The 13551-nt window shown below is 41.3% G+C and carries 12 protein-coding genes and 1 pseudogene; 12 read left to right on the top strand and 1 reads right to left on the bottom strand.

Annotated elements, in window-relative coordinates; all coding sequences use genetic code 11:
- Positions 1-8: 8 nt before the first annotated feature.
- From BST99_RS08885 to tsaB, 12 genes and pseudogenes are all read left to right on the top strand, one after another.
- A complete protein-coding gene (locus tag BST99_RS08885; RefSeq protein WP_105001487.1) occupies positions 9-1121 on the top strand; it encodes a hypothetical protein in 1113 nt (370 codons plus the stop codon).
- The gene (locus BST99_RS08880) at positions 1096-2997 is read left to right on the top strand and encodes a prenyltransferase/squalene oxidase repeat-containing protein (RefSeq protein ID WP_105001486.1); all 1902 of its coding nucleotides are present in this window, start codon (positions 1096-1098) and stop codon (positions 2995-2997) included. The genes BST99_RS08885 and BST99_RS08880 overlap by 26 nt, the downstream gene beginning before the upstream one ends.
- On the top strand, positions 2991-4184 hold the full coding sequence (locus BST99_RS08875; protein WP_105001485.1) for a zinc metalloprotease: 1194 nt from the start codon (positions 2991-2993) through the stop codon (positions 4182-4184). The genes BST99_RS08880 and BST99_RS08875 overlap by 7 nt, the downstream gene beginning before the upstream one ends.
- An 89-nt stretch (positions 4185-4273) precedes the next feature.
- The gene (locus BST99_RS14355; protein ID WP_181044192.1) at positions 4274-4426 is read left to right on the top strand and encodes a hypothetical protein; all 153 of its coding nucleotides are present in this window, start codon (positions 4274-4276) and stop codon (positions 4424-4426) included.
- 304 nt (positions 4427-4730) lie between these two features.
- Positions 4731-5264 (top strand): cysteine peptidase family C39 domain-containing protein, encoded by a 534-nt coding sequence (locus tag BST99_RS08865; RefSeq protein WP_105001483.1) that lies wholly within the window; start codon positions 4731-4733, stop codon positions 5262-5264.
- Between the two features lie 103 nt (positions 5265-5367).
- A complete protein-coding gene (locus tag BST99_RS08860; RefSeq protein ID WP_181044191.1) occupies positions 5368-6147 on the top strand; it encodes a hypothetical protein in 780 nt (259 codons plus the stop codon).
- A 106-nt stretch (positions 6148-6253) separates the two neighbouring features.
- Positions 6254-6959 (top strand): annotated as a pseudogene (locus tag BST99_RS08855) (ABC transporter ATP-binding protein).
- Positions 6949-8178, top strand: coding sequence for an ABC transporter permease (locus BST99_RS08850; RefSeq protein ID WP_105001481.1), 1230 nt, complete (start codon positions 6949-6951; stop codon positions 8176-8178). Before BST99_RS08855 ends, BST99_RS08850 begins: the two are co-directional and overlap by 11 nt.
- Entirely contained in the window at positions 8178-9440 is a 1263-nt protein-coding gene (locus BST99_RS08845) for an ABC transporter permease (RefSeq protein WP_105001480.1), read from the top strand. Before BST99_RS08850 ends, BST99_RS08845 begins: the two co-directional genes overlap by 1 nt.
- A 30-nt stretch (positions 9441-9470) precedes the next feature.
- Positions 9471-10604: an efflux RND transporter periplasmic adaptor subunit gene (locus tag BST99_RS08840; RefSeq protein ID WP_105001479.1), complete on the top strand. Its 1134-nt coding sequence runs from the start codon at positions 9471-9473 to the stop codon at positions 10602-10604.
- A gap of 33 nt (positions 10605-10637) precedes the next feature.
- Positions 10638-11969, top strand: coding sequence for a TolC family protein (locus tag BST99_RS08835; RefSeq protein ID WP_105001478.1), 1332 nt, complete (start codon positions 10638-10640; stop codon positions 11967-11969).
- Positions 11970-12028: 59 nt separating this feature from the next.
- On the top strand, positions 12029-12712 hold the full coding sequence (gene tsaB / locus BST99_RS08830) for a tRNA (adenosine(37)-N6)-threonylcarbamoyltransferase complex dimerization subunit type 1 TsaB (protein ID WP_105001477.1): 684 nt from the start codon (positions 12029-12031) through the stop codon (positions 12710-12712).
- Here tsaB and BST99_RS08825 read toward each other — a convergent pair.
- Complete coding sequence (locus BST99_RS08825) at positions 12709-13536, bottom strand: mechanosensitive ion channel family protein (protein ID WP_105001476.1); 828 nt, start codon at positions 13534-13536, stop codon at positions 12709-12711. The genes tsaB and BST99_RS08825 overlap by 4 nt on opposite strands.
- Positions 13537-13551 lie beyond the last annotated feature (15 nt).

Below are 13551 nucleotides of genomic sequence, written 5' to 3'. Positions count from 1 at the left end.
TTCTTTTTATGAAAAAGTCCATACACCTTACTTTTTTAGTTTTTATTGGTTGTGCCAATTTCCTGACCCCTCAGAGTAAACAACTCCAACTGCTCAATGAGCTCGACTCCCTGCCCATTGCCGGTGCGCATATGATCCATTTGCAGGATGGCAATGGGTTCATCAGCAATGAAGAAGGCAAACTATTTAAGCCTTTTAAAGGACTTTGGAAAATAAGTCATTTAGGTTTTAAATATAAGATTTACGATAGTGGTGAAGAGCGTGATACTCTTTATTTAAGTCCTGTTTTTACCGTCCTGAAGGAAGTGGAATTATATGCCTTTGATTTGATGGGATATTTGAACGGATGGCTGATTGATTCAAAGAAAATAGCATCAAAGCGAACCCTTCTTTTTCGAAAACTCAGCCGTACCAATGGGGAATTGAGTCATTTATTTCAAGCTCAAATAGCAGAACAACCGGGAAAAGGTCTTTTTCTGAATAATATTCAATATGCAAGTCAATTAAGAATGGACTCTCCTCTTTCACATGGGGGATATGTTGCCCCTAAGGACCTTTTGAATATGATTCAGTTGAACTATCCGATTCAATTCTTATTGAGATGTATGAAAGACTATACCATTGAAAAAATAAGGTACAGTAAAGCGTTCACTGAAATTCAATTTTCTGGGATTATCAGACCGGATCTCAAGACAGAAGTAAAGCTTTTGCATGGGGAGCTATTCTTTTGTAATAAGACTAAAAATCTTTTAAGTATTGCATGGGAACTCGAAGGGTCGGAGGACGGGAGTACTTATTTTTCCGAACGCTACCGTAAAAAGTACAGCGTACGGACAAGCCATAGCCGCATGAGTTGGAAGTTCAATTTAGGTAAAAAGCAAAATAGACATCTGAGCTCCTTTGAATATGTAACGCATAACTCTGTTGATTGGGGGCCAATAGACGAAGTGAGTTTGACTTATCAGGTGCAGGAAGAGCCTTCTTTCCAGAAATCAACCAGAACCAAAATAAAACTGGATCTCCAAAAGCCTATTCTAGACCAAGTCAGATATGTTCCGATTTCTGGTAATAGCTACCTGTTAACTCAAGAAGAATATGAATTTATTAATAGAAAGAACTAATCGGATTGATGACTGGGTGAGGAATGATAGATCTCCTTCCTTTTATCGGAATTACCCAGCGCTATTTGATGCTTATTATCCGGACGTCTCAAAGCAAGAAGTTGAGCAGTTGAGTCTGGCAGCTTATTATCAATACCATGCTTTTTTGATTCAGGATGAGATAATGGATGAAGGAGTTGTTGACGATTTGTCCATGTTGTTGGATTTAAGGGATGCGGCCTTACTTGTTTTAAGTGAGCTATTCCAAAAGAATTCGTCCTTTTGGCGATGTTGGGTTGATAGAAAGAAAGAAGTCGAAAGAGCTCTTGCCTTGGATAAAGAACTTCAAGCTCAAACAGAGGTACAGTTTAATGATTATTGTCGTCTTGCTCAACTTAAATCCAGTGGAGGTCTTTTAGCTATTGATGCTATGCATTTGCTCAATGGGCAACCTGACTCTGTGATATGGAAGTCTTTGATCCAATCTCATCATTATTTTTCTGTAGGTATACAGTTGTATGATGACGTTAAAGACTTTAAAGTTGATTGGATTTCAGGTCAATTCAATTGGGCTGTCTATGACTATAAAAAACAGAATTCCGATTGGGTTAAGCATACTGTTGAGGGAAATCACAAACTATTTTTTCTCCGTGGACATGCCTCTCTTTTGCTTGATAATTCTTGTCGCTACCTCAATCTGTCTCAAGCAGATCTTCCAAGTAATATTCAATCGTCCTGGTTGACCTTAGGGCAACAATTAGAGGATTTGTTTAAGCGATATCGACAGAAAACAGAGATTCAATTGAAGGTGGTCGAGCAGAAGTGGGCCGATTTGCAAACAAGGACAGAATCCCATAGACTGCCTGATATCGGACAAAGCTATTTTGCAAGCTTTGAAAAGGCTTGGCGGTATTTGCAAACTGCTTCTGAATCCAATTGGAACGACCTGGCGCATTGGATGTGGTTATCCTTGGAAGATGGTTTTAATTCCGGTGATCGGGTTCATAAGGGTGAGTTATTTCAAAGAACTCTTCTTTGTGAGTGTATTTCTTTTGCCATGAACCCAGAAGATGCGCAATGGCGCGATTTTATAGAAAAAGAGTGGACTTTTGTAGAATCGTGTAAACGTAAATTCGGAGTTGGTTGCTGGGCTTATTTTGACGAAGTTCCAGAATTGTCATCTGATATAGATGATCTGGCACAGGTCATTCAATTAGCCTGTCGTTTTGATTGTAAGGATAAGCTCGATGAAAAGGTCGGCCGAGCGATTCGCTTAGCTTTGGAGGAGAGGGCAATTGAGCCTGGTGTATGGGAAACGTGGTTGGTGCCTCTAAAGAACAGAACCTCGCTCGAACAGAAGCAAGAGTGGTTAAATACCAAGTGTTGGGGCCGGGGGCCCGACCCTGAAGTGATGGCTAATTTTGCCTATAGTTTGTTGTGCTTTAACAAGGAAAAGTATTTAGAACATCTGGAGTTATGTCGTGATTATTTGCTGAGCGTTCAAGAGGACTCAGGGGGTTGGAAGAGCAGATGGTATTTTGGAGAGCTCTATGGCACATTCCAATGTCTTCGCTTCATACTATCCTTAGGAAAAGAAAAGAGTTCCTCCATTCACAAAGCTCTTACCTTCACGCTAAAGCAACAAAATAAGGATGGGGGATTTGCCGCAACTGAGGGCTTGGTTAGTGATCCTTTATCAACTGCCTTCGCTTTATTGATTTTTAAGGAATTAGGCTTTAACGATGCCACTATTATTAGCCTAGCCAAATCGTACTTAGATTCTGTACAGCAGCCCAATGGTTCATGGCAGGCCATGCCCTTTATTATTGCGAAACCAGGAGAGATTTACAAGAGTGAAGTGATGACAACCGCTTGGGTTCTTCGGTCTTTATGCTAAAGGAAGAAGAGCAATTCCGTCTTAATCCAGATCTTCGGATAAGCGAAAAAGAGTCAAAGTTTTATGTGCTGCGCAATATCAGTTCAGAACAGTATTGGAGGGTTTCGGGAGAGCTCGTCAGGTTTTTGATTCACTTCGAAAAGGGTGGCAGTTTGGAAGAGGTCATAAGATCCCATCAAAAAGAAAAGTCCTCTTATAGTGATGAATCTTCCCTGAGGCAACTGCATCAATTCGCATGGAAAAAAGCGGCTTGGTTGATTTCCAGTGATAGCAAACCAATTCCCGAACCAAAGAAAACTAAACCTCCGACCTATTTGCAGTGGAGTTTTATCCTAATTAATTCGGCTAGGGTGAATAGGCTTTCTAAAAAGTTAGTTTTCTTGTTTTCGCTACCTGTATTCATTGGATTTGTGGCGCTCTTTATCGCTGTTTGGATTCAGGAGACCATGCTTGTTCCTGCAGAAATTTTTATTCAGCCCAACACTGGATTTGTATTCGTTGTGCTAATGTTTGTTAGTGTACTTTTCCATGAGTTTGGTCATTCTTCAGCCTTGGTGTATTCGGGTGAAAGGGCCGGCGCGATTGGAGGGGCTTTTTACCTGCTCAGTCCTGTGCTTTATGCCAATGTCACTAACATATGGGCTTTGAAGAGAAGGCGACGCCAACTAGTTAATTTTGCAGGGATGTACTTTGAGATGATCTTTTGTTCTCTAGGAGTTATTATTTCCATCTTATTGAATTGGGATAGTGGTCGGAGTCTTTTTCTCTTAATTGGCACAAAAACGTTATGGAATTTGAACCCTTTTATCAAAAGTGACGGTTATTGGATTCTTACGGATGTTATGGGAGTTTCCAATCTGTCTCAGAAGTCACTGGCGGCCTGGAAGGGACTGCTTACAGGAACCTTTAAGCCTTCTTCTATCTTTTTGTTGGCTTATGGATTATGCTTTGGGGCAGTAGTTATATGGGCTCTTAGTTCAGTATTTCATTACAGTATACCTGTGCTTCTGGAACTGTATTCGAGCATTTTCGCTGAATCGAATAACACGAAGGGAATATCTTCTCTCAGGTTTTCGTGGTATAAATTTTTCGGTTTACTTCCCTTATTTGTCCTGCTATCTCTTGGGATAAAATCCTTACACCTTTTGAACAAGAATCCATCAAAGCGCATGTCTAGTGCAGTATGAACTATTAGGTTTGATCAATGCTATTGGAATTGGCAAACGTGGATGCCGAAAAACGTGAGAGTAGGTATAAGTAATTGTAATTGGATCGAATGAAACAAGAAATCGTGAAGGATTTAAGGAGATCAGAGCAGAAAGAAATAAAAGGAGGGATATTACCTGTGTTACTCGTCATGACCCTGGATGCTATTCTTCTGGGGACCATGGGAGGCTATATTTATGAATCGTTTACAAGTGATCACTAAAGACAGGCCTTTAATGAATGAAATTAGATTTTTAGGTCTGGAAGACCTCAGACAGGTAAAAGGTGGATGGCTTCGGCCAAATTGGCCTGTTGCACTTTTAGAAGTATTCTCAAAATCATGGGAGTTTGGGCAAGACTTGTATCACAGAAATTGTGATCATGAGTAAGGTATACCTGGCTGTAATGGCCAGGTTTTTTCAGTTGATTAAGTTCCAGAGAGATGTTCTGATCGTAATTTATTTCTTTGGTCTTATGTTCATTTCTTTTCTGTTAGGAATGCTTTTGTTTCAGTGTAACCATGCCGGATGATTTCATTTAATACCGCTATACCTGTATTCGGAAAGATATCTGAATATGGAAATTCGAGTAGTTCTGGGATTCGGGTAAAGCAATTTGATAAGTCCGATTGCGGTATTGCTTGTTTGCAGTCTCTTCATCGATTCCATGGTAAGGAAGTTTCGATCATGGAGCTTCGAACAATTGCAGGAACAGATCAATCAGGAACCTCTGTTTTTAATTTGATAAAAACAGCCAGAGTGTTAGGGTATAATGCTAAGGGTTTAAGACTAAACGCTAACCACTTAGATGTATTAAAAGTACCCTATATCGCAAGAATTATTCCTTCACAAGGTCCACATTTTGTGGTTGTCTATAAGGTTAGTCGTTGGATGGTAAAGGTTATGGATCCTGCCATTGGGAAATTATATTGGATTCCTAAGTATAGAATTCGTCGGTTTTGGTCGGAAGTAGTTATATCCTTGGATCCAGTTGAAGAACAGGAGTCGGCTAAGGAAGAAATTAGAAAGAATGTATCGCTAATGGCACTATTGTATTTCTAATGAAGCGGTATTAACCCAAGGGCAAAGTTTACATGTATTCTATGTGCTTATTCTAGTTGGTTTTATGTGTCTTGGTTATCAAGTTCTCGACGATGCCAATGAAATGAGTAATTCTGTTTCCTTTTTAGTTTTATTTATAACCGACATACTTCACTTAGTTATTCAACAAGCGAAGAGGGTGAAGATAAAGCAGAAAAAAGTTCTTCTGATGAGAAAGCTGATTAAAGCTATCGCCCGGCTTCCTAAAAGGCTTAGGGAGGGTTACTCAGAAGGAGAATATGATACGAGGATGAATGATGTGTTTCAATTCGTTGGTTTTTCAGAAAGACTCCTAATCGATCTTCCCTGGAACCTTTTCCTTTGGTTATATCTCAGCTTGCTGTTAAACCTTATAGATTCTCGACTGCTCTTATTGAGTTTTTTGGTCAGCATGATAATCCTCCAAACTACAGGAATGAAACGTTTATTAAGCCAATCAGGGGAGACAAACGAAAATGATCAATTAAGGAAGGGTTGTTATCGCTTATTTTATGGAAGCAAGTTGTTCCATTTCGATTTATTCAACCATTGGAAGGACTTCTTAAAAACCGCTTGTCAAGCTGAGAAAAACCAAAAGAACAAATCGTGGTTGAAAACAGTCTATTCCATTCTATTTGTTCAGATAATTTTGTTGGGTTTATCTCTATTTGGTTTGAGTTACTTTTTTCAAAATCTATTACTAGAACCTGCGGTTTTTCTGTTGATGTTTTTCCATTTTACCAAGACCCAATTTTTACTACAATTTTTATTGCAGTTTAAGCAGTTTAGAATAAGTAGGAATAGACTTAAAGAAGCGCTCAATTTCAGGGGTTTTAATGTAGGAAATAACGGTCAAAATTTTTAAAATCCATAGGTTATCAGATTTTAACATAATATTCAAATTATTCTTGTAACAAATGGGCAACTTGCTGGTCTTATTAGGAGTGTAAGACCAAACTAACGCAACCACCATGATTGAAATCCGTGACCTGCACAAGTCCTATAAAATGGGCTCAAATTCCTTGCATGTATTGAAGGGAATTAACTTTTCTGCCGAAGCTGGCGAACTAGTTGCGATCATGGGATCTTCTGGATCCGGAAAATCCACATTACTCAACATTTTAGGAATGCTTGACGAAGCTGACGAGGGTGATTATATCCTTGACGGTGTTCCAATCAAAAACCTAAATGAAACACAGGCGGCTGAATACCGTAATAAGTTTTTGGGTTTCATTTTTCAATCCTTCAACCTGATCAATTACAAAAAACGCGCTGGAGAACGTTGCTTTACCTCTATACTATCAAAAAGTGGGTCGAAAGGAACGTCAACGAAAGGCCTTGTCTTATCTGGAGAGAGTTGGGTTAAAGGAATGGGCGAAGCATTTGCCAAATGAGTTATCAGGGGGGCAAAAGCAACGTGTTGCGATCGCTAGAGCGATGGCCGCAGAACCAAAAGTTCTTTTAGCGGATGAGCCTACGGGAGCTCTGGATAGTAAAACTTCTTATGAAGTAATGGATCTTATCCAAAAGATCAATGACGAAGGGAATACCATCTTGGTGGTAACACACGAAGAAGATATTGCCAACATGTGTAAGCGAATTGTACACTTACGCGATGGTGTTATTGTAGAAGACAAGAAAATCGATCAAGTAAGGGCGTCGGATTATGTTCAGTAGAGATACCTGGAAAGAAATTTTTCAAACCATAAGTAAAAACAAGCTCAGAACTTTTCTGACTGGGTTTACTATGGCTTTGGGGATTTTTATTGTCGTAATCATTGTCGGTATGACCAACGGCCTAAAGAATACATTTGACGAGTTCTTTGGGGATGATGCGACAAATACCTTTTTTCTCTTTCCTAATCGTACCTCCATGCCTTACAAGGGCTATAAGTCAGGGCGCAGAATTGAATTTGACAACACGGATCTTCAAGACATTAAAGATAATTTTGCCATTTACTTGGAGTACATCACTCCGCGTATCAGTCGTGGAGCCCTGGTGAAGTACAAGAACGAATCCGATAATTATACCACAAGAGCGGTTGGTCCTGCTCATCAATACAATGAGAAGACCATTATAATGCGTGGGCGGTATATCAACGAGAATGATATTAAAGAGAAGGCCAAAGTCGCCGTAATTGGCCGTTTAGTTAAAAAAGATCTTTTTGGGAATTCGAACCCGATTGGGGAGTTCATAGATGTAGGGGGAAGTGCAATGAAGGTAGTCGGCGTCTTCCAAGACGATGGCGGTGATAATGAAGAGCGATTTATCTACATCCCTTATACCACAAGACAGCTGATTGAGAAAAGTACCGATAAAGTAGATCAGATTATTGTTGCCTTTAAACCGGAAATAGGAATTGCAGGAGCCTTGTCTTTTGAGAAAAAACTAATGGCTTTTTTAAAGGATAAAAAAGTGATTAAGCCAGCGGATCCGAGCGCCATCTTTATTCGAAACGTTGCGGATCAATACGAGCAAAATCAGCAGTTTGCTACCGTACTTGGTTGGATAGCGTTGTTTTTTGCTGGAGGAACAATGGCGGCAGGAATCATTGCGATTGGTAATATCATGCTCATTATTGTGAAAGAAAGAACCAAAGAATTGGGAATTCGCAAGGCAATGGGTGCTACTCCAAAAAACATTATTGGAATAATACTTTTAGAAGCTTCTGTGATCACAACAGTTTCAGGATTTATTGGAATGGGCCTAGGTGTTCTTCTGTTACAAAATTTAGGGGTGACTTTAGAAGATTATTTTATTAAGAACCCTTATATCACGCCTGGGTTTGCCATTTGGTCAACCTTGTTGCTAGTGGTTTGCGGGGTGCTAGCGGGACTTATTCCGGCCAGACGAGCTGCTCGTATTAAACCTATTGTTGCATTAAGAGACGAATAATGAAACTACTATTTGATCGAAATACCTGGCAAGAGATATTCAGCTCGATAAGCAAGAATAAAATTCGAACCCTGCTTACCGTAATCGGGGTCCTTTGGGGAATTTTTGTTTATATCGCGATGTCTGGGGCAGCAAAAGGTCTTGATAATGGTTTCGAGCGTCAGTTCGAAAGCGTAGCGATGAATAGTCTCTTTGCTTGGGCGCAATCCACGAGTAAGCCCTATGCAGGGTTTAAGACGGGAAGAAGAATTCAATTAAAATTGGGTGATGCGGATGTGCTTGAAAGAAGGATTCCGGATATTGAATACATCGCACCTAGAAATGTGAAGGGTGTTTTTGGAGGTGCCCCTGCATTAGTAGTTCGAGGCTTGAATTCTGGTAACTATAATGTTTATGGTGACTTCCCGGTTTTCACGAAAATCGCGACAAAAAAGATTTATGATGGCGGTCGTTTCATAAATGATGAAGACATTGAGCAAGCCCGAAAGGTTTGCGTCATAGGTGAAAGGACGCAAACGGAACTTTTTGAGGATGGTCAGGAGCCAGTTGGGCAGTTCATCCGTATTGACAATGTTTATTTTCAGATCGTTGGGGTGCATAAGTTCGTCCCCGGAGGAGGTTTTGAAAGTGATTCTGATATCTACATCCCATTTTCCACTTTCCGAAAACTTTACAATACGGGCGATCGGGTTTCCTGGTTCTCCATTGCGGCCTACGACGATGCAGATGTAATTCAGGTCGAGAAAGATGTCAAAGCTGTTTTAAAATCGATTCACAGGGTAGATCCAACTGATGAACGCGCTTTTGGTACGTTCAACCTAGGAGAGATCTTTGGACAAGTTATGGGCTTTTCCAGCGGACTTACTTTCCTGTCTCTGGTCATCGGTATTGCAACAATTTTAGCCGGGGTTATCTGTATCGGTAATATCCTCTTGATATCTGTAAAAGAGAGAACCAAAGAACTCGGAGTTCGGAGAGCACTGGGTGCAACACCGGCAGAAGTTCGTTCCTTGATCTTGATCGAGTCTGTTTTTTTGACCTTGATCTCCGGAATTATCGGAATTACCTTAGGTGCCGCTACATTGGCACTCGTTGGCGCGCTGACGGAAGGTTCAGCTTTCCCTTACACCAACCCAACGGTACCCGTACCCTATGTTTTAGGAGCCCTCTTTTTGATGGTGGTTCTGGGAACATTAATCGGACTAATTCCAGCGCAAAGAGCGGTGAGTATTCGTCCAATTGACGCATTAAGAGAAGAATAGAATTACTAAAAATCAATTTAAATACAAGTCATGAAAGTCGTAAAATGGATCCTACTAATCGTAATTATCGCAGGAGGTCTATGGGCAGCGATGTTCTTTATTAAATCCAACAGTAAGTCGGCAATTACCTACGAAACCCACAAGCCGTTTATTTCTTCCATTGAGAAGAAGTCTGTTGCTACCGGAAAAGTAATTCCTCAAGACGAGGTCGAAATCAAACCTCAGATTTCAGGAATTATAGATCGAATCTACAAAGAAGAAGGAGATCAGGTAAAGGCTGGTGATCTAATTGCTGTCATTAAAGTAGTTCCAAATGAGCAGTCATTAAACCAATCTGCCGGACGTGTCCGTAATGCAGAACTTTCATTGAACAACTCTAAAATAGAATTCGAAAGAAATAAAGCACTGTATGAGCGAGGCGTAATTTCTAACCAGGATTATAACAACCTGAAATTGACGTACGAGCGAGCACAACAAGAGTTGAAAAATGCCCGTGCAGATTACCAGATTATTCGACGAGGTTCAGCTGGTGGATCGGCCTCTGCAAACACGAATATTCGTGCGACCGTTAGTGGAACTCTCTTAGAGATTCCAGTCGAGGAAGGGGATCAGGTGATTCAGAGTAATAACTTTAACGATGGTACAACCATTGCCACAATTGCAGACCTTGGAAAAATGATTTTCGAAGGACAGGTTGATGAAGGAGAAGTGGGCAAGTTAGAAATAGGGATGCCACTCGAAATCAGTTTGGGTGCTATCGAAGATAAAAAGTTTGATGCGGTCTTGAGATTTGTCGCTCCAAAAGGAGTGGAGCAGGCTGGTGCTGTTCAGTTTAAGATTGAAGGGGACGTAACCGTTGACGAAGGAACCGTTATCCGTGCAGGATATAGTGCCAACGCCTCTTTGATTTTGGAGAAAAGAGATAGCATTTTAGTGATTCCTGAGGCCCTATTGCAATTCGATAATCAGACGGATAAGCCCTATGTTGAAGTATCAATAGGAGAGCAACAGTTTGAGCGACGCGATGTAGAAATTGGAATTTCTGATGGGATTATTGTTGAAATCATATCAGGGCTTACCGAAGAAGACAGCGTAAAACAATGGAACAAAACCGAGCCTATTAAGCTAGGTGAGGAAGAAGAGAACGAAAACACCGAAGAATAATTCTCATAAACCTAACCAGACAAAATTAGACACATGAAGAAGGTAGTTTTAGGTGCACTATTGACCTTATTAGCTCTAGGTGTTCACGCACAAACCAAGAAATGGACTTTGGCAGAATGTGTGGAATATGCCATCCAGAACAACATCACTGTAGAACAGTTCGAGTTGGATCTAGAGAATGCTCGTATTGATAAAAGCGATGCCCTAGGAAATTTTTTACCAACCTTAAGCGGTAGTGTAACGGTTTCGGAGCGTTCCGGTTTGGTTGTCGATCCACAGACCAACATCATTACTTCGGCGACGATTTTGAATGTTTCTCCATCCCTTACGTCAAACATGACCGTGTTTGATGGATTACGAAATGTTCACCGAGCCAGTCGTGCGAAGATCAATGAGATCGCCAATCAATACCGTCTCGAAGATTTGAAAGACGATATCCGTTTGCGTGTCGCCAATGCTTATTTACAGGTTCTTTCAAACAAAGAGGCCTTGAAGGTGGCTCAAGCGCAGTACAAAGTTACCGAGCAGGATTTGTTGCGTACACGAGAGCTAGTAGAATCTGGTGTTGTACCCAAAGGTGATTTGCTGGAGATTGAAGCCACAGCCGCTAACCAGGAGCAGCAAATCGTCAACAACGAAGCCCTTGTGCTTATTTCAAGAATCGGATTGGCTCAGTTGCTACTCATTACGGATTACGAAAACTTCGATATTGCTGAGGAATCTTTTGACGTCCCTTTTTCAGATATCTTGGATAACAGTGCTAAGGTTATTTTTGACAAAGCCCTCACGTTCAGAAACGATATTAAGCTTTCTGAAGCGAACGTTCAGTTGGCTGAAAAAGACTTGCAAATCGCTAGAGGAGCTGCCCTTCCAACTTTGGGAGCTTTCTTGAACTACAGCTCTTTTTATACCGAGAATAGTGTAACTCCGAACATCTTGGATTTTCAAACACAGTTAGAGAACAACGATGGTATCAGTTACGGATTGTCGCTTAATGTGCCGGTTTTTAACGGCTTTAGCACGCGTAACAGCATCAAGCGAAACAAGATCAACGTTCTTAGAACTAAGCTGCAGTTCGAGCAGGATAAATTGGATCTGGAAAACACCATCAACCAGGCTTACGTAGACGTAACGACTTTCAGAAAGAGTTACGAAGCGGCTCAGAAAACTTTGGATGCTCGTAAGCTGGCCTATGACTACGCCAAAGAGCGATTTGATGTTGGTTTGATGAATGCCTTTGAGTTTGGACAAGCCCAGGCGCGTTTAGATAACGCCTATGCAACCGTCATCCGAACCAAGTACGATTATATCTTCCGATTGAAGATTTTGGAATTCTACTTCGGAGTTCCCTTATCTTTGGATTAAGGAAATCGGAACAACAACGTTTTAGCCGGTCCTCATGGGGCCGGCTTTTTTTTACCTCCATGGCACTCATTCTATGTATAGAAACCTCGACCACTCAATGCTCTGTCGCTCTGGCAAGAGAGGGTGAACTATTGGGGCTAAAAGAAGAAAACAGTAGTCAGTACATGCATTCTGAATGGTTGCATGTATTTATCGAAACGCTCTTGAAAGACTGTGGTGTTTCTTTTGATGAGCTTACGGCCGTTGCGGTAGGAATGGGGCCAGGATCCTATACAGGATTGCGAATAGGCGTGTCTACTGCCAAAGGATTGTGCTTCGCACAAGACCTGAAACTAATAGCCTTGCCAACACTGGATATTTTGGCTCATCAGGTCAACGAAGTGGAGGGGGTACTGATCCCTTTGCTGGATGCTAGAAGGATGGAAGTATATTCCAAAGTCCTGGATTCCACTCATAACGAGATCCGAACGACAGAAGCCGAAGTAATTAGCTCCGATTCTTTTCATGATTATCGCAAAGAGGAACATCTGCATCTTATCGGCCCTGGAGCCGAAAAATGCCAAGAAATACTAGGAGAGGACGGAATTTCGTATTACCCCGATTTGCTCCCTTCGGCGGCTCAAATGATCGGTTTAGCGCAGGCGAAGTTCAGTGCAGGTGAATTCGAAGATGTGGCCTATTTTGAACCCTATTACCTCAAAGACTTCGTACTTCAAAAGCCCAAAGCTAAACCCAAGAATTAGTTGGTCTCCGTCCGGTGAATAACCTGCTGCGGGAAAGGAATTTCGATTTGTGCTTGATCAAAGCGCTCTTTCGTTTGTTCAATAACATAGAAATGAGCGGGCCAGAAATTCTCATTGGAGGCCCAAAACCTTAAGCTTAGGTTTACCGAACTGTCTCCCAATTCACTGACATAGACCTCCGGAGCCGGATCCTTCATAATATCCTCGTGACTTTGGCAAATATCAAGGAGAATAGCCTTGGCCTTCTTGATATCGGAGCCATAACCAATTCCAACAGTGAAATTGTCTCGACGCATGTTTTCTGCATTGTAGTTGATTAGACTCCCGTTGGATAATTGTCCATTTGGAATAATGGCCACTTGATTGCCAAAGGTGTTCAGTTTGGTCTGGAAGATGCTGATTTCTTTAACTGTTCCGTCGATTCCCTGGGCCGAGATAAAATCCCCCACCTTAAAGGGTTTAAAAACCAAAAGTAAAACACCTCCAGCAAAATTGGCCAGAGAGCCTTGAAGAGCTAGGCCAATAGCCAATCCCGCAGCGCCCAACATGGCGATAAGGGAGGATGTTTTTACCCCGAGTTGGGTGATGACCAATACAAAGAGAAGAATCCTCAGGGTGTAGTGGATAAAACTTTGAATGAAACGCTCCAGGGTAATATCGTAATCCTTTTTATCGAAGAAGTGGGCAACCGCCTTGTTGATGAACTTAATGATCCAGAGACCGAAGACGAGAATTAAAAAAGCCAGCACAAGGTTAGGAACCAGATTCCAAAGCCACTCTATGGCTAGGTCGATATGTTTACGGTAGTTTTCTAGTTTATCCATTTTGTTGATTCAAGG

The sequence above is a fragment of the Aureicoccus marinus genome (genome assembly GCF_002954325.1).
Taxonomy (GTDB): Bacteria; Bacteroidota; Bacteroidia; order Flavobacteriales; family Flavobacteriaceae; genus Aureicoccus; species Aureicoccus marinus.
This window is presented reverse-complemented; position numbering and strand designations above follow the sequence as displayed.